Origin of the sequence: Shewanella abyssi (genome assembly GCF_023284025.1) — a bacterium.
Taxonomy (GTDB): domain Bacteria; phylum Pseudomonadota; class Gammaproteobacteria; order Enterobacterales; family Shewanellaceae; genus Shewanella; species Shewanella abyssi.
In genome coordinates, this window is the sequence record NZ_JAKIKR010000004.1 from 88198 (window position 1) to 112250 (window position 24053).

The window sequence follows — 24053 nt, forward strand, 5'->3', positions numbered from 1 at the left end:
TCATAAACTTTTGCGTTGATTTGAGGGCGGGATCATCATTGCTTCGCGATATTTCGCGATAGTACGTCGAGCAACTTTAATCCCTTGCTCTGCCAAAAGCTGCGCCATTTTGCTATCGCTTAATGGTTTCTTTTGGTTTTCAGCTGCGACTAACTTCTTAATAAACGCTCTAATTGCTGTTGATGAGCACTCTCCACCGTCATCCGTTCCAACATGACTTGAGAAGAAATACTTTAATTCGAAAATACCTCTAGGGGTATGCATATACTTTTGTGTGGTCACCCTTGAAATCGTAGATTCATGCATCTCTACGGCTTCGGCAATGTCGTTGAGTACCATAGGCTTCATGGCTTCTTCACCATATTCAAAAAAGCCTTGTTGGAACTTAACAATACAGTTAGAGACTTTAAGCAAGGTTTCATTGCGACTTTCAATGCTTTTAATAAACCATTTAGCTTCTTGCAGGTGACCGCGAATAAATTGGCCGTCAGCTTGGCTTTTAGTGCTACGAGCCATCGAGGCGTAATGCTGGTTGACATTGATTTTTGGCATGTAGTCGGGGTTAAGTTCAACGACCCAGCGGCCTTTCTTTTTCGCCACTGAAACGTCGGGGATCACATATTCGTCTTTACTACGGGTCACTGCTAGACCGGGTCTTGGGTTCAAGGTTTGAATAAGGCTAATAGCGTCGCGCAGATCATCCTCTTTGAGCCTAGTCTTACGCATCAATTGCCTAAAGTCGCGTCCGGCAATCAAATCTAGGTAGTCTTTAATCAGCAGACGAGCATTATCGATGTGGGGGGTTGTTGCGGCATATTGAGCCAATTGGATCAGTAGACATTCACTTAGATCTCTTGCTGCAACACCGATAGGGTCGAAATGTTGCACCCGTTTGAGCACGGCTTCCACTTCATCTAGCTCGATCTCTGGATCGCCCATCGCTTCAAGAATGTCGTCACAATTCTGAGTCAGGTAGCCACGTTCGTCGACGGCATCAATAATGGCGGTGGCAATCGCCAGGTCATTGTCAGAGAAGGGCGTTAAATTTTTCTGCCATTCAAGGTGTTCGTACAAACCTTCGGTGGTTTCCCCTTGAAACGGCATGTCATCATCACGCATTCCACCTGAGCTGGAATTGGAAGAAACGGTATAGACTTCATCCCAAGTGGTGTCCATTGGCAGTTCATCTGGCATCGAATCTTGCGTCAATGCATCTGAGGTATCCACCGCGGCACTATCTTGTTGTGGGTCAATATCAGTGCTGGCACTGTATTCATTGTCGGCATCAGACTCTGAATAACTGTCAGAATCGGTCGTGGTTCTATCTTCGTTACTGACAGGTTCACCGTCGGATTGTTCTTCATCTAATTCAAGCAGCGGATTAGATTCTAATGCTTGCTGGATCTCTTGTTGCAGCTCTAAAGAGGACAGTTGTAGCAGGCGAATAGCCTGCTGTAACTGTGGAGTCATGGTGAGCTGCTGACCCATTCTGAGCTGGAGTGACGCTTTCATCTTACCGCTATTCCCTACACTGTAATTAAACGTTGAAGCTCGTTGACTTGAAGAAGAGAGTTTAAAGGCTCAACACTTTGATTGTATTAACGTACTTGATCAGTGCTACACAATTCAATGTTTATACTATGGATTAACTATAGCCTGAATTGCTCACCTAAGTACACAGCTCGAACTTGCTGGTTGTCTAAGATTTCGGCAGGCGTGCCTTCTGCAATTAGATTTCCGTGACTTACGATATAAGCATGCTCACAAACGTCCAATGTTTCACGCACATTATGGTCAGTGATCAACACGCCTAGTCCACGACTTTTTAACTGCTCAATAATCTTTTTAATATCGATAACCGATATAGGATCCACTCCGGCAAAAGGTTCATCGAGTAGAATAAACTGTGGGTTGGCCGCTAGCGCTCGTGCAATTTCAACTCTGCGTCGTTCACCCCCTGATAACGCCATGCCTTGGCTATCGCGGATATGGGTGATATGAAACTCTTCGAGAAGGTTTTCAAGCTGCTCTTCACGTTGCTCATTATCAATATCACTGCGAGTCTGCAGGACCGCCATGATGTTGTCACGCACTGAAAGCTTCCTAAAAATACTGGCCTCTTGTGGCAAGTAGCCAATGCCTTTACGTGCTCGAAGGTGCATTGGGTCTAAGGTTAAATCATCGTCATCGATAAAGATTTGCCCCTTGTCACTCTGTACCAATCCAACAACCATATAAAAAGTTGTGGTTTTACCGGCGCCATTTGGGCCTAGTAGTCCAATGATTTGGCCTGTTTTGACCGTTAAACTCACATCTTGTACCACGGCACGATTCTTATAACTTTTCGCTAAATTGCGTGCGGTCAGCGTTTTTTGGATCATTGCTGCTCCTGCTTTTCAATGGGTTCAATTGGCGTTGCAGGCGTCTCTTCTTGATAAGCTTCTGGCTGGATGATAGTGATGACGCGATCATCACCTTTTCCGGTGCTTTCAGCGACTAATTGCTGTAGTCCAATATTATATTCGATGCGATTGCCGGTGACTTGGCTACCCTCTTGCTCAAGAGTTGCATTACCTAATAAGGTTAGGGTTCTGGTTGCCAGCTCATAACGGATCTCTTTGGCACTTGCCGTCGCAGGCCGGCCATCTTCCATTATTTGAGTATAAGTAGCAGGGTTACCTGTTGCCACGAGTGTTTTACCTGAGCCCGCTTCTTTGGAGAATACCCGTAATTCATCAGCGTTCATTTTAATTGAACCTTGAGTGACTTCTACCGGACCAAAAAAGATCACCTGATTGTTTTTGATATCAGCTTCTTGGCGAGCAGCGGCAATTTCGACCTTCTGCTTTAAGTCATCGATTGCAGCATAGCTACTCACGCTGAGTAGGCACAATAGGCCTGTAAGTATTGTTCGATTGTATTTCATAACGTCCTTCTACTCCGCTATTGGGTTGCTAGCATGAGTGAGTATGTTTTTTAAGTGCTTATTTAGCATCATAGATCCCTTCGACTTCACTGAGTAACATTACACTTTGGGCATTAAGATCAGCGTAAAGGCCTGTTCCCTGGATCACAAACTCGTTGCCAGTAACGTGAATGATTTCATCAGAGGTCATGATCATCGTATTGAGATCAAGCTCTAAATAGGAGGTCGACAATGTTTGGATCGGCTCCTTTGGGCTAATAGAATCGATAATAACATTGTTTTCCAGTGAGACCTTACCGGTTAAATTATTATGACTTCCCTTGCTCGCCCGTAACCGCCATTGAGCTTGACCATTATCAGGGTAGATCAAGTAAACAGGGTCAGTGAAGTAAGTCATACTGGCGTCTTCAAAGTGTTCCATGTGCTTAGCGGTGACCTTGCTATTAACTAGGCCCGCTTCATTGTATTCAGTGCTGCGCAGATCGTTGATGATGTAGTTAGGGCGTTTGCTTATATCAATGTCTAACGTTGGGTCGCTTTTCTTAGATTGCACCTGCCAATAAAGAATAAGGGCCGTGCCAAATAAAGCGATAATCGCTAGCGTGACGCGATTCATATGCTCATCCCGTGAGCCGACTCAAACTTACCTTGGCTAAGCAACAGCAAGTCAGTGAGCTCTCTTAGGGCGCCGTGCCCCCCTTTAATGTGGGTTGTCATCAAAGCATGCTGCTTAACATAAGGGTGACCATCGGCGACACAAACCGATAAACCAACTTCTTTCATCACAGGAAGATCAACCATATCATCACCAATATAGGCAACTTCGCTTGGGCTGACATTGTAAAGTGCTAATAGCTCATTATAGGGGCTCAACTTATTATCTACGCCTTGGTAGATATGGGTCACGCCGAGCGCTGTCATTCTGTCTTCGACAATTTGCGATCTGCGGCCGGTAATGATGGCCACATTGATGCCGCTCGAAAGCACAGAACGCACGCCGTAACCATCGCGTGTGTGGAATGTTTTGAGCTCTTCGCCTGAGTTGCTCATATAAACTAGGCCATCGGAAAATACGCCGTCGACATCACAAATAAGTAGTTTTATTTTGCTGGCTGCTTGCCAAACATCATCGCTAATTGGGCCATATAATCCCTGTTTAGACATGTTAAATGACTCCTGCTTTAACCATGTCGAGCATGTTAAGTGCGCCGACGGGTTGTTGCTGTGAATTGATGACAATCAAACCATTTATGTTTTTCTCTTCCATCACTTTTAATGCTTCTGCAGCGAGTACATTATCGGTAATGGTGACACATCCTTTAGTCATTACATCGGCAATTGATGTGGTGCGCAGGTTAACTTCTGCATCAATCACTCTGCGCAGGTCGCCATCGGTAAAAATGCCGACTAAGGTGCTTGCCGTATCGACAATGGCGGTCATGCCTAAGCCTTTCTTAGAGATCACGTAAAGCGCATCGGTAATACAGATATCATCTTTTACCAGTGGCAGCTCATTGCCTTTATGCATGACGTCACTGACTTTTAATAATAGCTTACGCCCTAAGCTTCCACCGGGGTGAGATAGTGCAAAGTCATCTTTAGTAAACCCGCGAGCTTGCAGTAAAGCAACCGCTAATGCATCACCCATAACCAAGGTGGCTGTTGTACTTGATGTTGGCGCGAGCCCGAGTGGACAGGCCTCTTCAGGTACTTCAATACAAAGATGCAGCTGAGCTAACTTAGCCATATTTGATTCAGGCTTGCTTGTTACCGATATCATCGGTAACCCCATGCGTTTGATGACAGGCATCAAGGTCAAAATTTCGCTCGATTCACCGGAGTTGGAGATCGCCAGTACGATATCATTTTCGCTTAACACGCCTAAGTCACCGTGACTAGCTTCACCTGGGTGGACAAAAAATGCCGGTGTGCCAGTGCTGGCTAGTGTGGCAGAGATTTTATTACCGATATGGCCAGATTTACCCATTCCCATCACGATAACCTTGCCGGTGCACTGCATTATTAATTGGCAGGCTTGGGCAAACTCGCTCGAGTCTACATATTGGTAAAGGTTATCGAGTGCTTTTTTCTCGACATCAATGACCTTGGTGCCCCACTGGCGTAATTGCTGTTCATCTACCATGTCTTGCTCTCTCTAATTTGTTGCTTTATGTGTCGCATCCATATTTAAGATAGGAAAAGTATTGCTTGGTATGCGACAAATGTAATTAGTAGGACGACGCCATGCCAAGGCTTTAGCTGCCTAGCGCGTCCGCTCAATAAGATCAGTATTGCAAGTGCACTGCTCGTTGCAAGCACCATGTAGAAATCTCTCGTGCTGGCTGCCGCATCGACGGCACCTGGCGCAATAATGCCGGGTATTGCCAGCACTGCTAAAATATTAAACAAGTTTGAACCGACAATATTGCCGATGGCTAAATCATCTTCTTTTTTCAATACGCCTGCAACACAGGCTGCAAGTTCTGGGAGGCTGGTGCCCACGGCAATAATCGTTAGCCCGATGACCAGATCAGAAAGGTGGTAAGCCTTAGCAATACCTACCGCGCCTTGAACCATCCAATCGGCTGAAAGTGGTAAGAGTATCATTCCAATGACAAGCCAAAGAATCGCCTTCTTGGTCGGGACATTTACAGGGATCTCATTATCCGCATCAATGGCTAGTGTATCTCGATTCTTATTCGTCAGACCATGCCAGATGAGGTAGCCCATCAATGCAAAAAAGAGCACTAATAGATAAATACCTTCCATTCGGGTTAAAAAACCGTCATGTAAGAAGTAACCCACAATGACGGTGGCGGCTAGCATCAATGGAATTTCACGTTTCAGTGTTTGTGAACTGACAGAAATGGCACCGAGCAGTACGGTAATACCCAAGATAAGTGTGATGTTCGCAATATTGGAACCGAGTACATTACCAATGGCGGTATCTGTCATACCATTCATTGACGCGGTGGCGGCAACAAACATTTCTGGCGCTGAGCTGCCCATAGCAACAATGGTCAAACCGATTAACATTGGCGGAAGGCCTAAGTTGCGCGCAAAAGCTGCCGCACCGTAGACAAACTTATCTGCACTCCAGACTAAAGCACCTAAGCCAGCCACTAACAAAAATATATTAAATAACATCAATTCTAAGTATTTGGGGATATAGCCGCGTATTTTCGCTGTAATTGAAGAAAAATGAAAGTATTGAGGTGAGATAGTGTTGATTTGGTTGTACCTGATGAGTCTATTACGTACAATTTCTACCTATCCGCTAAGGAAAAATGGATGTTTCTTAATTTGAATGCAGGGCTCATGCATGACTCAAAATCCTAACTCATTGGTCGAAATCCACAATATGGCCTTTAGCCGCGGCTCCCATGTTATTTATGAAAATATCAGCCTATCAATCCCTAAAGGCAAGGTGACGGCGATAATGGGCCCAAGCGGTATCGGTAAAACTACCTTACTTAAATTGATCGCGGGTCAGCTCACGCCAGATCAAGGCAAAGTGCTGTTTGATGGTACCGATGTGCATCAATGTAGCCGCAGCCAATTGTTTGCGCTGCGTAAGCGTATGAGCATGCTTTTTCAAAGTGGCGCGCTATTTACCGACATCAATGTGTTTGATAATGTTGCGTTTGCGCTCAGAGAACACTCAGGTTTGCCTGAAGACATTATACGCCACATAGTATTGATGAAACTCGAAGCGGTTGGGCTGCGGGGCGCGGCGAAGTTGATGCCGAGCGAGCTTTCGGGGGGGATGCAGCGCAGAGCCGCCTTGGCACGTGCCATTGCGTTGGAACCGGAAATCATCCTTTATGATGAACCGTTTGCGGGACAAGATCCTATTTCAATGGGGGTGTTGGTTAAATTAATTCGTGAGCTGTCCGACACTCTTAATCTAACGTCAGTGGTGGTATCTCATGATGTGGAAGAGGTGCTAGGTATTGCTGATTATGTTTATGTACTCGCCGATAAAAGAATTATTGCCCATGGCACCCCTGAAGAGCTGCGCGCGGCTGACAATCCGCAACTGAAACAATTTATTGGTGGTGAACCCGACGGGCCGGTGCCATTTCATTATCCTGCAGCGGACTATAAGAAGGAGCTGCTAAGTGGGCTTGATTAATCAAATCGCTAAGTTGGGTCGGGGCGCTATTGATTTAGTTGTTGGCCTTGGACAAGCGGGAATGATGCTTTGGGGCGCAATAGCACATCGCCCGAGATTTAGAAAAGGCACGCCGTTGCTTATTAGACAATTGTATGTGATCGGCGTGCAATCTATGGTGATTATTTTAGTCTCAGGCTTGTTTATTGGCATGGTGCTAGCGCTACAAGGCTATAATATTCTTGTGGGCTTTGGCACTGAAGAGAGCTTGGGGCCCATGGTCGCCTTGAGTTTATTACGTGAATTAGGCCCTGTTGTTAGCGCACTATTATTTGCAGGGCGCGCGGGTTCAGCATTAACCGCTGAGCTTGGTTTAATGAAAAGCACTGAGCAGCTGTCAAGCCTAGAGATGATGGCAATTGACCCACTACGACAAATTATTGCCCCGCGTTTTTGGGCGGGGGTGATTAGCTTACCTTTGCTAGCATTGATGTTTACTGCCATTGGTATTTACGGTGGCCATATTGTTGGCGTTGAATGGAAGGGGATTGATAGTGGCGCCTTTTGGTCAATTCTGCAGTCTTCAGTAGAATGGCGTCAGGATATTGTTAACTGTATTATTAAGAGTTCATTGTTTGCGGTTGTGGTGACCTGGATAGCACTTTATCGCGGTTATCATGTCGTACCTAACCCTGAGGGTATAAGCCGAGCAACGACTCAAACCGTCGTGCAGTCTAGCCTCGCAGTATTGACGTTGGATTTTCTGCTGACAGCGATGATGTTTGGTAGCTAGCGTAAGATAGCTAACATGTTAATTGTGGTTAATTATTGTTTAGATTTATTGAATAGAGTGGTAAATGAGTTATGTTGACACGGAAGATTGAGATTTTAGTCGGTCTATTTTTATTGTCAGGATTGGCAGCGTTTTTAATATTGGTTTTCAATGTTGCTAATGTAGAAGTTAAAACCGGTGACAGTAGTTATACTCTGCACGCTAAATTCAGTAATATTGGTGGTTTGAAAGTGCGCTCACCCGTGAAAGTCGGTGGTGTTGTGGTTGGCCGTGTTAGTGCCATCAGGTTAGATCCTGAAAGATTGGAACCGATAGTAACGCTGTCTATGGATAAGCAATACAAGTACTTTCCTGACACTAGCAGCTTGTCTATTTTGACGTCTGGTCTGTTAGGAGAGCAGTTTTTAGGATTATCGCCAGGTTTTATGGATGACGATGTTGAGATGTTGGTTGATGGTGACAGTATTGACGATACTCATTCAGCATTAGTATTAGAGGAGTTGATTGGTCAGTTCCTCTATAGTGTCGGTTCAAAGGGTTAGTGGTTGGAGCAAAGGGTATGTTTAACAGGTTTTATCGCGTTTTCATGCTGGCTACAGTGGCTTTTACAAGCCTCTGTGCCCATGCAGTTGAGGTCAGCAATAGCATTGATATAGAGATAGATAGAACTAATCCTTATACAATGGTGGCAGCGGTATCTCAAAAAACGTTTGCGCGATTTAAGCAAGACAAGCAGTTGATTGCAGATAACCCAGACCATTTGAAAGTGATTGTTACTGAAGAGTTGATGCCCTATGTCGATTACAAATACGCATCATATAAAGTATTGGGGCAGTACTTACGTGACACCAGCAAAGATGAACGCACTCGTTTTGTAGAGGCTTTTCGAGGTTATTTAATCTCAACCTATGCACAAGCGTTTACTGAATATACCGATCAAACGGTGAAATTCAGCCCTGCAGAAGATTTTGCCGACGAGAAAATGGTCAGAGTTAATGTTAGGATCATCGAGAAAGGGCGCCCTGAAATCAAGTTACAGTTTAGAGCTAGACGTTTAAAAGATAATACTTGGAAAGCATTTGATCTGGTTGCTGAAGGGGTGAGCTTGTTATCCTCCAAGCAATCTGAGATCACTAACTTGGTGCGCCAGAAAGGCATTGAACCGGTGATCGAGATGTTAATTGAGCGCACCGCGACTCATATCGATTTAAATGCCAACGAACAGGCCAATGAGTGATGGCAAGCTTTGAGCAGCAAGGTATCATTTGTGCCATTAGCGGCCGCTTAGATCAGGAAGCCGTCATCAGTCTATGGAATGACAGACGTTGCTTATTGGATGCTGATACTGCGTTTTTACAGTTAGCAAACATTGAATATTGTGACAGTGCCGGAGTGGCATTTTTACTCGAATTAGTCAGTATTTTTGCTGAAAAAGGTGCTAGTTTGAAGCTGATCTCCGCTTCAGAGCAACTTAAGAAATTTATTGTATTATATGATTTAAACGACTTCTTTTATGAAGAAGCACAGTAAGGTGAATAGTTCCATGGAATGTAAAGATATAGAAGCTATCCTGTTAGAAGCATTATCCCTAGAAGAGGTCAAAGTGACCCAAGAAGGGACTCATTACAAGATTGTCGCTGTCGGTGAGTGTTTTGACGGTATGGGGCGCGTTAAGCAGCAACAGACTATTTATGGCCCATTAATGGCTCACATTACTAGCGGTGAGTTACACGCTATTACGATTAATGCATTCACGCCAACACAATGGAAGCGTGAAAAAGTCTTTAATATGTAATTGCAGATTTAGAGAGTTAACGTGGATAAATTAAAAATTGAAGCAAGCAATGCGCTTGCAGGTGAAGTCGTTATATCGGGTGCCAAAAATGCCGCTCTGCCAATATTGATGGCGGGTGTGTTAGCCGAGACTGACTTTAATGTATCTAACGTTCCTAGCCTTAGGGATGTTAATACCAGTTGTGAATTATTGCGCTGTTTGGGTGCTGAAGTTACCCGTTCAGACGGCGATAAAGTGTGTATCTCAACCACTAACCTCAATGAGTTTTGTGCCCCTTATGAATTGGTCAAAACGATGCGTGCATCGATACTGATTTTAGGGCCCTTACTGGCTCGATATGGTAAGGCTGATGTGTCGCTGCCCGGTGGCTGCGCTATTGGTGCTCGCCCGGTTAACTTGCATTTGCAAGGCCTAGAGCAGATGGGTGCCAAGATTGAGGTCAAAGAGGGCTATATTAAAGCTCGCGTTGATGGTCGTCTTAAAGGTGCTCATATCTTTATGGATATGGTCAGTGTTGGTGCGACCGAGAACTTGTTGATGGCCGCGGCATTAGCCGATGGCGAAACCGTTATCGAGAATGCGGCGCGTGAGCCTGAAATTGTCGATTTAGCCAATTGTTTGATTGCAATGGGCGCTAACATTGACGGTGCGGGTAGCGATACTATCCGTATTCAAGGTGTCGAATCACTGCAAGGTTGTGATTACCGAGTGATGCCTGACCGTATCGAAACCGGTAGCTTTCTTGTGGCTGCAGCGGTTACTCGCGGAAAAATCCGTTGCACTAAAGCTGAACCCAAATCGCTGGAAGCGGTGCTGGCTAAGCTTGAAGATGCTGGCGCAACAATCACTACGGGTGATGACTGGATTGAACTTGATATGCAGGGGCAACGCCCAAAAGCTGTCAATATCAAGACGGCCGCTTACCCAGGTTTCCCTACTGATATGCAAGCGCAGTTTTGTGTGCTTAACGCGTTAGCAGAAGGCACAGCAACCATTACTGAAACCATTTTTGAGAACCGCTTTATGCACGTTCCTGAGTTGAGCCGTATGGGTGCAACAATGGAGCTAGAGGGTAACACCTGTATTATTCACGGTATTGAAAAGCTTAATGGTGCACAAGTGATGGCAACCGATTTGCGGGCGTCAGCCAGTTTAGTGATAGCTGGCCTTGTTGCTGATGGGACAACGATTGTTGATCGCATCTACCATTTAGATCGCGGTTACGAACATATAGAGCAAAAGTTTAAAGGACTTGGCGGACACGTTGAGCGAGTAAAATAATAGCCTAATTACGCTATTATTTGCTAAATAAGAACCATTTAGGCGTTATTGCTTAAATGGTTTTTTGTTTTATGAACTAGCGCAAATAAACGAGCCGCTAAATCAGCACAAGATCAACACATCGCTATCTTTACAATGTTATGTTCTCGCCATGCCTATTTTTGTCACTTTTAATATTTATCTATTCTACGGCCTAGTCTTTTTCTCTATAGGTTGCGCTGTGGTATTCCGAAATTTTAGGTATAGCCAGCTCAAAGTTGCTCCTACCTTGTGGGCGCTGGCCATGTTTGGTTTTTCTCATGCTTTCCATGAGTGGTCTGAACTGTATATTATTATTTTTTCAGACCAAATAGGACAGCAGTATCAACAACTGATCCAGTGGCTCAGTCTGACTAAGTTACTTTTATCCTATATAGCGTTAATGGTGTTTGCTTGGCAAATACTGAGTATCACCACCAAGCGGGTTGCTATGGTCGGGCATGGGATCATTCTGACGATAATAATCAGCTATCTATGGCTGCTTATTCCAGATCTACATGATTTAGCCATTAACAACACTGGTTTTGCCGAAGCGAGCCAATACACCCGTATATTAATCGGTTTTGGTAGCGCCTTTTTAGCGGGTATTGGCATGGCTGTTTATGGCAATAGTTTACGGCAAGAGAAGCATCATTATGGGTTGTACTTTGTGATCAGTGGGTTTGGCCTACTGATATACGGCGTGCTCTCTGGACTGGTGCCGACCGAGTCTCACCACAGTGTGCCCGTGTTGCGAACCCTAGCGGGGGGGTTGATTTTAGTTGCACTGTTTAAGGCGTTAAAAGTGTTTGATTTGGAAAAAGAGCAAGCAACCGCGGCCAAGCTCAAACGTGCTATTGAAGCTGATAAATATAAAGCGATAGGTCAGTTGGCAATGGGGGTGGCGCACGAAATCAATAATCCATTGGCCTCTTCAACACTCGCGTTAGATCTCTGGGAGCGGAAGAACCCTGAACACTTTAGTTCCCAAGAGGACTACTTGAATCGAGCTAGACTGGGTATTGAGCGCGCTTCATCTATCAGTAAAGAGTTGTTGAGCTATGCTCGTCCCTCCACAGGTAGGCGCGGTAATGTCGCGATTGAAGAGGTATTAAATGGCGCTGTAAAGTTGTTGGCTCACCGCCGTAAGCGCAATAAGATCCAGTTGAATTGTGCTGCTCATATTTGCCTCTATGGTGAAAAAATTAAATTGGAAGAGTTAATCATCAACTTACTCTGTAACGCGCTAGATGCATCTTTGCCTCGGCAAACAATAACGGTTGATGTTACCGAGGATGATACTCGAGTCATTATCACTGTCAAAGATGTCGGCTGTGGTATGAGTAAAGAGGCATTAGCTCGCGCTACAGAGCTGTTTTACTCCAGTAAACCTGTCGGTAAAGGCACTGGGTTAGGTTTGGCTATTTGTGAGCAAATTACATCATTACATCATGGGAAAATGAATATCGTGAGTGAGTTAGATAAAGGTACCACTGTAGAGTTAGTCTTTTATCGGGAGCGCTGCTAATGATCTCTATTCTATTGGCCGAAGATGATATCGAGCTTAAGCGTAACATGGTTGAAGTGCTTGAGCTTGAAGGTTACCGGGTAACGGCTGTCGTGAGCGCAGAAGACGCTATCGCTGCAAGTGAGCAGCAACACTTTGATATAGCGCTGTTAGATCTACTGATGTCGGGAATGACTGGGGTCGAAGCAATATCGAATTTACGTCATCATCAGCCTTTTATCGCTATTGTGATTATTACCGCTTACGCAACCGTAGACACCGCCGTAGATGCGATGAAAAAGGGGGCTGACAGTGTAATGACCAAACCCTTTAAGAGTGAAGAACTCATCGTCACCATTAAACGTAGCTTGGCGGAAAAGGAGATGCTTAAAAGTCGCTCCGACCTAGATCCTGATTTAGTTTACAGCGCCCTTGCGAACCCTTATCGACGTAAGGCGCTAAAAATACTGGCGGCACATCAAGCCTTGAAATTCATGGATTTATGTCGTTTAGTCGAAATGGGTGATCATACTAAGTTTAACTTCCATCTGCGGCAGTTAAAAAAGGCGGGCCTAGTCATGCAAAATGAGAAGAAGATCTACATTCTGACAAATACCGGTCAGTTCGTTTTACAACATCATAACTTATCGCAAGATTAAATATGCTTAATAAACAGGTTGTTGGCTGTTAGTTGATAACAATAGTTCACAAGTTATCAATTTTAGTGAACTCTGGTTATCTATCTCTTTAGTAGTAGTTCTTCAATACTTGCTCCATGTCCATAGAGGCTATCAATCGCCAAACTGATTTATCTCGGCGATATGAAAATGAGTAATGTTGAGGATGAATGTATGAACGCACAAATTCCATGTAAAAAGCTACTGCTAGCCAGTATGATCACCATGTTGGTTGCCTGTGGCAGCGATAATGATGATACCACCCCACCGGTTGAGAATACGCCACCTGTCGCCGTTGCTGATGCCATAAATGTGCTTGCATCAGCCGTCGTGACTATCGATGTATTGGCAAACGATACTGATAGCGACGGCGATACACTATCGATTGTCTCTGTTGATTCAGACAGTGCCGTTATCAATGATGGCAAGATTGACTTTACCGCAGGCAGCGATGCCGGTGAGGTGAAGTTTAACTACACTATCACCGATGGTACTGATGAAGCGTCTGCTGAAGTGACAGTCACCGTTGAAGCGCTACCTGAGCCTGAGGTTCTAGCTTATGTGGGTTCGGCATCTTGTGCTGGTTGTCACAGTGGTAAGCATGAGTCTTTTGTTAAGACGGGTCATAACTTTAAGTTAACTAAGATTGAAGATGGTGGCATTCCAGAATTTCCATTTACCGATGTTACTGGTGCGATTGATTTCATTACCGGAGCCGACAACACATTAGGTGCTCCAACCAGTTATGACGAGGCTAGCTACGTCGTTGGTGGCTATCACTGGAAGATGCGTTGGTTAGATGCCGATGGCTACATCGTTACGGGTTCAGGGGTGCAGTACAACCTTGAGGCTAACGACGGAGTATTGGGCGCTGAGTCAATGGGTGGATATCACGCGGGTGATGTCGATAAGAAGTATAACTGCGGTAACTGCCATACCACTGGCTGGAAACGTAATACTACGGAAGATGGCGATGACCGCAATAAAGATGGTCATCAAGATGGCTTAATCGGTATGGATGGAACCTTTGCCCAGGCTGGTGTGCAGTGTGAATCTTGTCATGGAGCGGGTAGCTTCCATGCTAAGGCACCTTCAAAGGACAATATTGTTAAGGTGGCTACTGCACGTACAACAGAAGATTTCTTAGCCGATGATATGGCCTATGGTAAAGCGGTAACCTGCGCCGAGTGTCATACTCGTGATGGCGAGAAGGACTATCCTTCATTTGTGACTCCATACAACACTGCCTTCCCTGAAGGATCTAAAGTGGGTGGTCGTATCGTTGCCAACGGTAGTGGTTTAAGTAAGCATCACCAAACCGCCGATGAAATACTAGGTGTTAATCCTACTACAGGAGAGGAGACGCGAAGCGATGCCTTCATGTCGACTAAGATGAACTGTAGCACCTGTCATGATGCTCACATGTCTACTGTCAATAGTGATAAACCAGGACATGAAGCTGCATTAGTTAAAGAGTGTAGCGATTGTCACACTAAAGAGTTTGCAGAAAATGGTTGGGCGGCTGCACCACATGCTGCGACAGAGTGTACTACTTGTCATATGCCAGAGATGGCTAAGAGTGCTTCGAGTCGTACCTCGAAAGGTGGCGTAACATTTGGTGATGTGAAGTCGCATCTATTTACTATGGATATCTCTGCCGATGCTGAGCAGTTTATTACCAACGACGATGGTAAAGACACCTTCCAGAACCCTTGGGTTACAGCCAAGTTCTCTTGTGGTGAATGTCACGATGACTATGATGCAAGAGCATTGGCACTGCCTAAAATCCATAAATAGTCACTAAGCTTTAATCTCACTTTATCCCTGCAACAGAGCCGCTCTATTTCATCATTAGAGCGGCTTTTTTATGTGTTGAACATCCTGCATTACCAGATCCCTGCTTACCAGAACAAGATAAACAAAGCTTAATATAGCGGAGCTTACTTTAGTTACTGGGTTTTGCTATGGTTAACATGGCGCTGCAATGAGCTCTACATTGGACTGATTAAAAGGGACTTGATAGATGAAACTATGGCAAAGGATGGGCTTATTACTACTGCTGATACTCAGCGCATTAACCTGCTACACCGTTGGATTTTCATCGGGGGCCAAAGGGCTACTGATCTCAGGTGCCGTGTTGGAGATAGCGTTTTGGTTTGGCTTGTTGCAAACAAAACCGCAGTCGTTACCGAAATCTACAACAGCCAATTGAACATACTTGCACTTACGTTTACTTAAGTTAATACCCTTCTGATCCAATATCAGTTCGGCTTTGTATTGGTTTTTTTGGAGGTGGAAGGGGGGATGGTTATCTTATCAATACGCTTCCACTTGTGAATCGAATTACCTCTTACGTCAATGCGTCTAGAACTGATAACCTGAATTGAAAAGATATCTAATGAGATTGTAGACAGTAAAAAGCCCGCATTTAGCAGGCTTTTAATTGGCAAATGAGGCTAGCAATTTCTAGTTGTAGTGCACTGGCTTCTCATCCATTATCACAGATACATCGTAAGACTTACCTTCGCGTATAATAGTAATCTTAACTTCCTTACCTGGGGTCGTTTCAGCAATTCTATCCATCAACATTGATACGCCCGGTATCGCTTCAGCTTCATAGTGAGTTATCACGTCACGTTTTTGCAGTTGTGCTCTTGCTGCTGGACCATCAGGATCAACACTGGTTATAAGTACACCGGCTAAATCTGGAATGTTGAGAATTTGCGCCATTACAGGGCCAACGGCTTCACCACCAATGCCCAAAGCACCACGAATAACGCGGCCATCCTTAACTAATTTGCCCATAATGCTGTGGGCTAGTTTGATTGGAATAGCGAAGCTAATACCGTGAGTACCGCTCTCAGTGCCAATCTGAAAAGCAGCAGTGTTAATACCAACTAATTGACCAGTAGTATCGATGAGCGCCCCCCCCGAGTTACCCGCGTTAATAGCGGCATCCGTTTGAAGAAAGTCCAAATAGCCAGAGCTCAGGCCATTACGGCCGGTTGCACTGATAATACCTTGAGTAATTGTTTGGCCCAAATTGTAAGGGTTACCAATGGCTAAAACGACATCGCCAACTCTGGCGGGAACGTCGAGACCCAGGGGCACGATAGGGAGGTTATCGCCCTCAACTTTTAATACTGCTAAATCGGTTTCGGGATCGCTGCCAACCACTTCAGAGGTGAATTTTCGACCATCTTGTAGCGCGACGACAATCTCATCGGCTTGTTTGATGACATGGTAGTTGGTAAGAATATAACCCTCTTTACTCATGATCACGCCAGAGCCCAATCCTTGCAGTGAACTGGGTTTAAGGGGGTTTCTTCGATCAATACTGAGGCTATAAATATTCACAACGGCAGGCGCGGCCCGGCGTACTGCGGTTGCAAAAGATAATTCGTTACTGCTGGTTACCCCACGGCTCATTAAGCCATTAGTGAGGCTTTGCCCGGTAATTAAAGGCATCACAATAATGATAACCGCAGCCATGATAAGGCCAAATGCTATGGCTTTACCGACATATATAAGAGTGTCTTTAATCATCATGTCTGGGAGTAAATACGGAAAAGATGAGCTAGATTAACATGTTTGTATTAAACACGCATAAGAAAGCACTTTGACTCGAAAAATAGCCGAGGGTATTACTCGGCTAGTTAACTTGAGCTGATGTGTTTAGCGAAGGACCAAATATATGCTGGTGTTGTCTCGCTGTATTTTTAACGCGACAGAGTCTTTTTGATCTCCAAGCACAGACTTAAGTGATGTTAAGTTTTTCACTTTAGTGCGGTTCACACCGATAATCACATCTCCCTTTATCAAGCCGCTTGCTGCGGCTGGTGAGCCTTGGGCTATATCGGTAATAGTCACACCTGAATCACTAGCATTTTCAAGTTTTGCCCCTTGTAGCATTGGGTGAACAGCTCCCGCCGCGGCTGTTGCTGTTGGTGTTGATCCACCCAGTATTGCGGTAACTGACTCCTCATCACCATCACGGATTAGCCCAAATTCAACTTTGCTGCCTGCGCCCATCGTAGCGACTTTCGCGCGTAGCTCTTGGAAGCTCTTAATCTTGCGGCCATTAACACTGACAATAATGTCGCCCACTTTAATGCCTGCCTTATCTGCGGCACTGTCTGGCATGACTTCATTAATAAAACCACCGTGCTGGGTTTCAATGCCAAAGGCCTTTGCCAGTTCGCTGGTAAGATCTTGGCCTAATACGCCCAGTACGCCGCGACGCACTTCACCATGTTCAATAATTTGCTCAACGAGGTTGTTGACCATGTTTGATGGAATCGCAAAACCAATACCGACATTTCCGCCACCGGGTGCCACAATGGCCGTGTTGATCCCGATGAGATCGCCGTTCAAGTTAACTAATGCCCCGCCTGAGTTACCACTATTAATCGCGGCATCAGTTTGAATAAAGTTCTCTAACATCTCAATGCCAAGGCCGCTTCGCCCCATCGCACTGACAATCCCTGACGTCACGGTTTGCCCGAGGCCAAAGGGGTTACCAATAGCGACAGCAAAGTCACCCACTCGCAGCTTGTCAGAGTCAGCCCGCTTTAGAGCCGTTAGATTTTTAGCGTCGATTTGCAATAGGGCGATATCAGATTCGGCGTCAGTACCAATGAGCTTGGCTTCAATTTCACGGCCATCGGATAATCCAATAAGAATTTCATCAGCGCCTTCAATAACATGGTTGTTGGTAACAATATATCCCTCTTCGGCGTCGATGATGACGCCCGAACCTAGCCCTTTAAACGGACGCTCCTGCACCTGCTCCCTTGGCGCGTTAGGGCCAAAGAAATAGCGAAATGCGTCAGGGACTTTTTGCTTTGAGATGTGTGTGCCTGAAACGGCTACAGCGACGACGGCTGGAGTCGTTTTTTGTAGCATCGGCGCTAAGCTAGGTAAGGTTTCACCGCCGACCGAAAGAGGAATGGCCGCCTGAGATACAACGGGAGCTAGCGTCAAGGTTGCGCCCAAAAGGGCTGCTGAAAGTAAGGATAATTTAGTCTTCATTTATACGTTGCTCCAATATCGTCAATACTAATGCATGGCTGTTCAATGTTTGCCTTGAAGAAAGGCGATTGCCATGCAGATCATATAATCTGTTGTATACCCATCCTACTGAATCCTACTGAATCCTGCATCTGCAGGTAGGATGGGTATATATCATTCGTTATTGAGTCGGACTCAAGCGAGTATCAATAAGTTCATCATTATTAACAAAGGTTAATTTATCGATACATTACCTTTATTGATTCATATTGATGCAGCCTTTTTAGTATAGGTGCTATCGGTCACCGCGCTGGGGTTATCTAGCGGCGCTATATCGGCTAGATGATTCTCAGTCGTTGGGGAGGTTAATAAGCTCGCTGAGGTATGCCATTGCTGGTTAACCTTATTGACTAGGTTGGTGAGTTCAGTCAGCTGTTTATGATGTTCGTCAAAGTGATCAACAACCTCCTGCTTATATTGGCTCAGTTCAAGTTGTGTTTGCTCTAACTGTTGTTTTTGATTTTTATCTTGGTGTCTTCTCGTTAAAACACTATGCCCAACGTACCCAAAAACGCCACCTATAACAAAGGCTGCAAAGGTTAATGCCCATTCCATATTGACTCCAATAACGACTTTAATAAGAGAGATGCAGCCAAATATACATTGCGACATTCGGCCGTGGTACTATTTACTGCAATAGTTTAATTATAATTAATCGCCAAACAGCTCAAAGTGGCTGATTTGTGTTTGTCCCCTACCTATTAGAGAATGATTTACGTGTCGCATTTAACTCCTTGGCAGCATTATCAACAAGATTTAACTCGAGATGACTTTTCCTATGACGTTGCACAAGAGGAAGCGGTAAAGCAACTACAACGAGTGTTTGATGACCTGAACGCACTCAACAGCCAGGGGCGTAGCACCAGCAAGCTGTTTTCTCTCTTTGGGAAAAAAACAAAGCGAAGCGTGCAAGGGCTTTATTTATGGGGCGGTGTTGGTCGCGGTAAGACGTATTTAATGGATACCTTCTTTGATTCTCTTCCTAGTGAAAAAAAGCTGCGGGCGCATTTTCATCGATTTATGCACCAGTTGCATATTGATTTGGCGCAGCTACAAGGGCAACGCGATCCGCTGGTTATTATCGCTAAAAAAATGGCGACGCAGTATCAAGTGATCTGCTTTGACGAGTTCTTTGTCTCTGACATTACTGATGCCATGTTGTTAGGTTCCTTGTTTGAATCCTTGTTTGCGGAAGGGGTCGCGCTAGTGGCGACGTCTAACATCATTCCTGATGAGCTGTATCGTAATGGTTTGCAGCGGGCGAGATTTCTACCCGCTATCGCGGCAATCAATCAGTATTGTGACATTTTAAATGTCGACTCAGGTGTCGATTACCGATTAAGAACACTTGAACAGGCTGAGATCTACCACTCACCGTTAGATGATAAAGCAGAGCAAAACCTACAAGAGTATTTTGCTAAATTAGCGCCGGAATCTGAAGTCTCAAAAGAGGGCGTGGTCATCGATGGCCGGGTTATTGAGATCCGTCAACAGGCCCAAGGTGTGTTATTAATTGATTTTAGAGCGTTATGCGATGGTCCGCGCAGCCAACGAGATTACATGGAGGTGGCGAGACTCTATCATACGGTGCTGCTGAGTCAGGTCGAGCAGATGGGTGAGCATTTAACCGGTGACGACATCGCGCGTCGATTCTTAGCCATGGTGGACGAGTTTTATGAGCGTAACGTTAAATTAATTATTTCGTCAGCTGTCTCTCTAGCGGATATCTATACTGAAGGCTTACTGAATTTTGAGTTTAGACGTTGTCGTTCGAGATTGACCGAAATGCAGTCCCACGATTATTTAGCGTTAGAGCATTTACCTTAAGGTAAAAGCCAAGCTCTCACTGCTTTTTTGCAAGTTTGTTTGGCTCTCTAGCGGCCTGATTGCCTCTGTCGTGAGGCAATCAGAGGGTAAACGATAGCGTTGATATCGCAAATGTTTAAAAAGAGATAGAAATTTATCTAAAAATTAGGTGATTTTTAACCCATCTTTGTCTATAATCCGCCACCTGCCCTCGTTATCCACCACTCTAGGTGGAAGTTGTAAAGCCTAATTCTTTGCTCGAAGGGGCGGGGAAAGGCATTTTTTGTGTTTTTGCCAATAATGGCATTAGCATGTGAGACAGAATTTTAACATTGGGTTTTTGTAAAATGAAGACTACTTTTACTGCTACACCAGAAACAGTCACTCGTGATTGGTTCGTCGTTGACGCCGAAGGTAAAACTTTGGGTCGTATCGCTACTGAAATAGCTTCTCGCCTACGCGGAAAGCATAAGCCAGAGTATACGCCTCATGTTGATACTGGTGACTACATCATCGTTATTAACGCTGAGAAAGTTACCGTGACTGGAAACAAAGCCAAAGGCAAAGTTTACTATTCACACTCTGGTTTCATCGGTGGCATTAAGCAGATTACTTTTGAGAAGCTGCAAGCTCATAAGCCTGAAATGATTATCGAAAAGGCTGTTAAGGGTATGCTACCTAAAGGTCCTTTGGGCCGTGCCATGTTCCGTAAGCTTAAAGTTTACGCTGGTACAGAGCATAACCACGCTGCACAACAACCTCAAGTACTTGATATCTAAACGGGATTATAGCAATGGCTGCAACTCAATACTACGGCACTGGCCGTCGCAAAACTTCTACTGCTCGTGTATTCGTTAAAGTAGGTACTGGTAACATCACTGTTAACAAACTACCTCTAGACGAATATTTCGGTCGTGAAACTTCTCGCATGGTTGTTCGTCAGCCTCTAGAGCTAGTTGCAATGACTGATAAGTTAGACATCATGGTAACTGTTAAGGGTGGTGGTAACACTGGCCAAGCAGGTGCTATTCGTCACGGTATTACCCGTGCGTTGATGGAAATTGACGAGACTCTACGTCCTTCTCTACGTGCTGCTGGTTTCGTTACCCGTGATGCTCGTCAAGTTGAGCGTAAGAAAGTTGGCCTACGTAAAGCACGTAAGAAGCCACAATTCTCAAAGCGTTAATTTTCGCTTTCAGAATTCAAAAAACCCAGCTATATGCTGGGTTTTTTATTGCCTGAAAATAGTCAGCTTGCTCAACGACTACCCCATCAACTTCACCTGCATTTTGAGCGACAGCGCATCTCTTTGTTTATCTAAGCTGTTTTCGACCGTACTGGTTAAACCTACTCATTACTATTAAGGCTCGTTATGCAGTGTGCAGGTAGCGCACAGGAGCGTATATGCACTTAGTATGTTGTTCTAGCTCTCTGGTTTGGGTTATGTTGGATTTTTCTCTTAGTGGACTGCAGAGCGTATAAAAGCGCTATGAGTTGAAGTTTCGCTGAGGAGTTAGACATATCTCCGACATTTATCGTCGCTTATGCTTACTATATGATGACTAGGCAGCGACTCGAAAACTTCAGCGGTTGAAATAGACTGTTATTGTGAGGTGGTAAAGTGCTTTTACATTGTTCACTGTTCGGTATAGGAGATACTTTGTTATGTCTTTTGAGTTAATCATGCTTTCGTTGGGTTTGGTGTTAATAATTGAAGGAATTGGTCCTCTTTTGTTTCCAAATCGTTGGCGAGCGTATTTAAAAGAAATTTCCAATCAAAATCAGCAGCTTTTGCAACGTTTAGGTGGTTCTTTAGTCACCGTCGGTGTCGTTATATTGATTATTTTTTCATAAAATACTTGCCTACCGCCCCTATAGATCTGCTAAAATCCCGTTTTAACCACTACCGTGCAGCAAATAATGGGCAAAAACGTTGTAGTTCTCGGCACCCAATGGGGTGACGAAGGCAAGGGTAAGATAGTTGATCTTCTTACCGAACAGGCTAAATATGTCGTTCGTTACCAAGGTGGCCACAATGCGGGTCATACTCTTGTTATCGATGGCGACAAGACCGTTCTTCATCTTATTCCATCAGGGATCTTACGCGATAATGTAAAATGCATTATTGGTAACGGCGTGGTGCTTGCACCCGACGCTCTGATGACTGAAATTAACATGCTTAAAGAGCGTGGCGTACCTGTAGAGGAACGTTTATTAATTTCTGAAGCATGTCCTCTAATTCTTCCATTCCATTGTGCATTAGATATGGCCCGCGAAAAAGCGCGTGGCAATAAAGCTATTGGCACAACGGGTCGTGGAATTGGTCCAGCATATGAAGATAAAGTATCACGCCGCGGCTTACGTGTAGGCGATCTGTTTAATGCAGAATTGTTTGCCGAGAAGTTGAAGGAAGTGATGTCTTATCACAACTTTATGTTGACCGAGTACTACAAGTGCGAAGCAGTTGATTACGAAAAGACATTGAAAGATGCTCTTGGGATTGCTGATTACTTGAAGAGTATGTGCACTGACGTTTCTGAGCTTCTTGATCAGGCACGTAAAGCGGGTGAGCCAATTCTATTTGAAGGTGCTCAAGGCACGTTACTCGATATTGACCATGGTACTTATCCATTTGTAACCTCTTCTAACACTACCGCAGGTGGCGTTGCAACAGGTTCAGGATTTGGTCCTCGTCATCTTGATTACGTTTTGGGGATCATGAAGGCATACACCACGCGTGTTGGTGCCGGTCCTTTCCCAACGGAATTGAAAAACGAAATTGGTGACTACTTAGGAACTAAGGGTCATGAGTTTGGTGCGACTACCGGTCGTAAGCGTCGTCCAGGTTGGTTAGATATTGTCGCGATGAAGCGTGCAGTTCAAATCAACAGTGTTAGCGGCTTCTGCTTGACTAAACTAGATGTTCTAGATGGTCTTGAAGAGGTGAAGATTTGTGTCGGCTACCAGTATCCTGATGGAACTGTCGCGACTACAACTCCGCTAGCAGCAGAAGGCTATGAGCTGGTCACTCCTGTTTTAGAAACCTTGCCAGGTTGGAGCGAAACAACATTTGGCGCGACATCTGTAGAGCAACTGCCTCCAGCAGCAATCAACTACATTAAGCGTTTAGAAGAGTTGTTAGAAACGCCGATTGATATTATCTCAACGGGTCCCGATAGAAACGAGACCATGATTCTGGTGAATCCGTTTAGTTAATAAGAAGAGGCCGCGATTAGCGGCCTTTTTATTGGAAGCTAATTTATAAAACCACTGTAATCAGAAATGGTTAATGTGCAGGTAGTGCTCAAGAAATGCGTTATACTGCCGATGACAAAAGACAGAACATGCTCAGGGTTCGCTGTTAGCGGCCTCGATATTTAGCGCTTGAATTAACCCACTGTCATTGAGAGAATTTATGCTGCGTTATGTATTAATTATTGTAATATCGATAATTTCTGTACCTAGTTGGGCGACGCCCAAAGCGGTAGACGTCTATACTCAAGAGCAACTTGTTGAGTTAATTCGCAGCAAAAGCTATTTAACTCAAGTTAAAGGCGATGACTGTCAAATTGTAGAAGATATTGAAGCAAGAGCTGAGGTGTTAAAGCAGCCTTTGTATCAGTACCTTTGGGCTGAAATGCTGAATTTCGGGATCTGCGTAAAGGCCAATCCGCCGCGCGGGATCTCGATGTTAAAAACCTCAGCACAGCAAGGCAGTGCTGAAGCCATGGTAAGAATGGCAGAGTATTACCATGACGGAAAATTCGTTATGGAAGATAAAGAACGTGCTGTGCACTATGTGCTACCAGCAGCCGCGACAGGTGATCTGCCGGCGAGAATAATGTTGGTTCGGTTATTTGGTGAAGGCTATGGTAGCCCCCGCGATTATGAAACTGGCTTTCATTGGCTATACAACGAAGTGTTTAGCGATGAAACAACTCAGACTGAAGCAATTAATTTGTTAAAGGTGTTAGAGGCAAAAATGCCGCCCAGCGCAGTTGCTAGGGCAAAGAAAGAACACCTGACAACGCAACAATAAGCATAGCTGACAGCAGTTATGCCAATA

27 protein-coding genes are annotated in these 24053 nt (G+C 44.8%); 17 read left to right on the top strand and 10 right to left on the bottom strand.

The window, feature by feature from the left end:
- The 7 genes from L2755_RS03340 to L2755_RS03370 form a co-directional block, all read right to left on the bottom strand.
- Nucleotides 1-1512: an RNA polymerase factor sigma-54 gene (locus L2755_RS03340; protein ID WP_248979339.1), complete on the bottom strand. Its 1512-nt coding sequence runs from the start codon at nucleotides 1510-1512 to the stop codon at nucleotides 1-3.
- A 137-nt stretch (nucleotides 1513-1649) separates the two neighbouring features.
- On the bottom strand, nucleotides 1650-2381 hold the full coding sequence (gene lptB / locus L2755_RS03345) for an LPS export ABC transporter ATP-binding protein (RefSeq protein ID WP_248979340.1): 732 nt from the start codon (nucleotides 2379-2381) through the stop codon (nucleotides 1650-1652).
- Nucleotides 2378-2926 carry a lipopolysaccharide transport periplasmic protein LptA gene (lptA, locus tag L2755_RS03350; RefSeq protein WP_248979341.1) on the bottom strand — a complete coding sequence of 183 codons (549 nt, stop codon included), beginning with the start codon at nucleotides 2924-2926 and terminating at the stop codon, nucleotides 2378-2380. The genes lptB and lptA overlap by 4 nt, the downstream gene beginning before the upstream one ends.
- Before the next feature lie 58 nt (nucleotides 2927-2984).
- Nucleotides 2985-3542 (bottom strand): LPS export ABC transporter periplasmic protein LptC, encoded by a 558-nt coding sequence (lptC, locus tag L2755_RS03355; protein ID WP_248979342.1) that lies wholly within the window; start codon nucleotides 3540-3542, stop codon nucleotides 2985-2987.
- The gene (gene kdsC, locus L2755_RS03360; RefSeq protein ID WP_248979343.1) at nucleotides 3539-4090 is read right to left on the bottom strand and encodes a 3-deoxy-manno-octulosonate-8-phosphatase KdsC; all 552 of its coding nucleotides are present in this window, start codon (nucleotides 4088-4090) and stop codon (nucleotides 3539-3541) included. The genes lptC and kdsC overlap by 4 nt, the downstream gene beginning before the upstream one ends.
- A gap of 1 nt (nucleotide 4091) precedes the next feature.
- Nucleotides 4092-5069 carry a KpsF/GutQ family sugar-phosphate isomerase gene (locus tag L2755_RS03365; protein ID WP_248979344.1) on the bottom strand — a complete coding sequence of 326 codons (978 nt, stop codon included), beginning with the start codon at nucleotides 5067-5069 and terminating at the stop codon, nucleotides 4092-4094.
- Nucleotides 5070-5113: 44 nt separating this feature from the next.
- Entirely contained in the window at nucleotides 5114-6073 is a 960-nt protein-coding gene (locus tag L2755_RS03370) for a calcium/sodium antiporter (RefSeq protein ID WP_248979345.1), read from the bottom strand.
- A gap of 175 nt (nucleotides 6074-6248) precedes the next feature.
- Here L2755_RS03370 and mlaF point away from each other — a divergent pair, with 175 nt between their 5' ends.
- From mlaF to L2755_RS03425, 11 genes are all read left to right on the top strand, one after another.
- Nucleotides 6249-7061: a phospholipid ABC transporter ATP-binding protein MlaF gene (gene mlaF, locus L2755_RS03375; protein ID WP_248979346.1), complete on the top strand. Its 813-nt coding sequence runs from the start codon at nucleotides 6249-6251 to the stop codon at nucleotides 7059-7061.
- Nucleotides 7048-7833, top strand: a complete 786-nt coding sequence (gene mlaE, locus L2755_RS03380) for a lipid asymmetry maintenance ABC transporter permease subunit MlaE (RefSeq protein ID WP_248979347.1) — start codon at nucleotides 7048-7050, stop codon at nucleotides 7831-7833. The genes mlaF and mlaE overlap by 14 nt, the downstream gene beginning before the upstream one ends.
- A gap of 71 nt (nucleotides 7834-7904) precedes the next feature.
- Nucleotides 7905-8375, top strand: coding sequence for an outer membrane lipid asymmetry maintenance protein MlaD (mlaD, locus tag L2755_RS03385; RefSeq protein ID WP_248979348.1), 471 nt, complete (start codon nucleotides 7905-7907; stop codon nucleotides 8373-8375).
- Between the two features lie 17 nt (nucleotides 8376-8392).
- Nucleotides 8393-9070, top strand: a complete 678-nt coding sequence (locus tag L2755_RS03390) for an MlaC/ttg2D family ABC transporter substrate-binding protein (RefSeq protein WP_248979349.1) — start codon at nucleotides 8393-8395, stop codon at nucleotides 9068-9070.
- Nucleotides 9070-9363, top strand: a complete 294-nt coding sequence (locus L2755_RS03395; protein ID WP_248979392.1) for an STAS domain-containing protein — start codon at nucleotides 9070-9072, stop codon at nucleotides 9361-9363. Before L2755_RS03390 ends, L2755_RS03395 begins: the two co-directional genes overlap by 1 nt.
- 13 nt (nucleotides 9364-9376) lie before the next feature.
- Nucleotides 9377-9628, top strand: coding sequence for a BolA family protein (locus tag L2755_RS03400; protein WP_202286488.1), 252 nt, complete (start codon nucleotides 9377-9379; stop codon nucleotides 9626-9628).
- Between the two features lie 21 nt (nucleotides 9629-9649).
- The gene (gene murA / locus L2755_RS03405) at nucleotides 9650-10909 is read left to right on the top strand and encodes a UDP-N-acetylglucosamine 1-carboxyvinyltransferase (protein WP_248979350.1); all 1260 of its coding nucleotides are present in this window, start codon (nucleotides 9650-9652) and stop codon (nucleotides 10907-10909) included.
- A 283-nt stretch (nucleotides 10910-11192) separates the two neighbouring features.
- On the top strand, nucleotides 11193-12455 hold the full coding sequence (locus tag L2755_RS03410; RefSeq protein WP_248979351.1) for a sensor histidine kinase: 1263 nt from the start codon (nucleotides 11193-11195) through the stop codon (nucleotides 12453-12455).
- Nucleotides 12455-13093, top strand: a complete 639-nt coding sequence (locus L2755_RS03415; protein WP_248979352.1) for a response regulator — start codon at nucleotides 12455-12457, stop codon at nucleotides 13091-13093. Before L2755_RS03410 ends, L2755_RS03415 begins: the two co-directional genes overlap by 1 nt.
- Before the next feature lie 192 nt (nucleotides 13094-13285).
- A complete protein-coding gene (locus L2755_RS03420) occupies nucleotides 13286-14908 on the top strand; it encodes an Ig-like domain-containing protein (protein ID WP_248979353.1) in 1623 nt (540 codons plus the stop codon).
- Nucleotides 14909-15134: 226 nt separating this feature from the next.
- Entirely contained in the window at nucleotides 15135-15323 is a 189-nt protein-coding gene (locus tag L2755_RS03425) for a hypothetical protein (RefSeq protein WP_248979354.1), read from the top strand.
- A gap of 254 nt (nucleotides 15324-15577) precedes the next feature.
- Here the strand turns inward: L2755_RS03425 and degS are convergent, their stop codons facing one another.
- The 3 genes from degS to L2755_RS03440 form a co-directional block, all read right to left on the bottom strand.
- Nucleotides 15578-16660 carry an outer membrane-stress sensor serine endopeptidase DegS gene (degS, locus tag L2755_RS03430; protein ID WP_248979355.1) on the bottom strand — a complete coding sequence of 361 codons (1083 nt, stop codon included), beginning with the start codon at nucleotides 16658-16660 and terminating at the stop codon, nucleotides 15578-15580.
- Between the two features lie 126 nt (nucleotides 16661-16786).
- On the bottom strand, nucleotides 16787-18142 hold the full coding sequence (locus L2755_RS03435; RefSeq protein ID WP_248979356.1) for a DegQ family serine endoprotease: 1356 nt from the start codon (nucleotides 18140-18142) through the stop codon (nucleotides 16787-16789).
- Nucleotides 18143-18385: 243 nt separating this feature from the next.
- On the bottom strand, nucleotides 18386-18736 hold the full coding sequence (locus L2755_RS03440; RefSeq protein WP_248979357.1) for a ZapG family protein: 351 nt from the start codon (nucleotides 18734-18736) through the stop codon (nucleotides 18386-18388).
- Between the two features lie 162 nt (nucleotides 18737-18898).
- Between L2755_RS03440 and zapE the strand changes: the two genes are divergently transcribed.
- The 6 genes from zapE to L2755_RS03470 all read left to right on the top strand — a co-directional run bounded on the left by zapE (nucleotide 18899) and on the right by L2755_RS03470 (nucleotide 24026).
- Nucleotides 18899-20008, top strand: coding sequence for a cell division protein ZapE (gene zapE / locus L2755_RS03445; RefSeq protein ID WP_248979358.1), 1110 nt, complete (start codon nucleotides 18899-18901; stop codon nucleotides 20006-20008).
- A 326-nt stretch (nucleotides 20009-20334) separates the two neighbouring features.
- Nucleotides 20335-20766 (top strand): 50S ribosomal protein L13, encoded by a 432-nt coding sequence (gene rplM / locus L2755_RS03450; protein ID WP_101092593.1) that lies wholly within the window; start codon nucleotides 20335-20337, stop codon nucleotides 20764-20766.
- Between the two features lie 14 nt (nucleotides 20767-20780).
- On the top strand, nucleotides 20781-21173 hold the full coding sequence (gene rpsI / locus L2755_RS03455) for a 30S ribosomal protein S9 (RefSeq protein WP_248979359.1): 393 nt from the start codon (nucleotides 20781-20783) through the stop codon (nucleotides 21171-21173).
- Nucleotides 21174-21652: 479 nt separating this feature from the next.
- A complete protein-coding gene (locus L2755_RS03460) occupies nucleotides 21653-21841 on the top strand; it encodes a DUF2065 domain-containing protein (RefSeq protein WP_202286476.1) in 189 nt (62 codons plus the stop codon).
- A 66-nt stretch (nucleotides 21842-21907) separates the two neighbouring features.
- Nucleotides 21908-23203 carry an adenylosuccinate synthase gene (locus L2755_RS03465; RefSeq protein ID WP_248979360.1) on the top strand — a complete coding sequence of 432 codons (1296 nt, stop codon included), beginning with the start codon at nucleotides 21908-21910 and terminating at the stop codon, nucleotides 23201-23203.
- Between the two features lie 199 nt (nucleotides 23204-23402).
- Nucleotides 23403-24026 (top strand): tetratricopeptide repeat protein, encoded by a 624-nt coding sequence (locus L2755_RS03470; RefSeq protein ID WP_248979361.1) that lies wholly within the window; start codon nucleotides 23403-23405, stop codon nucleotides 24024-24026.
- The last annotated feature ends 27 nt before the right edge of the window (nucleotides 24027-24053 follow it).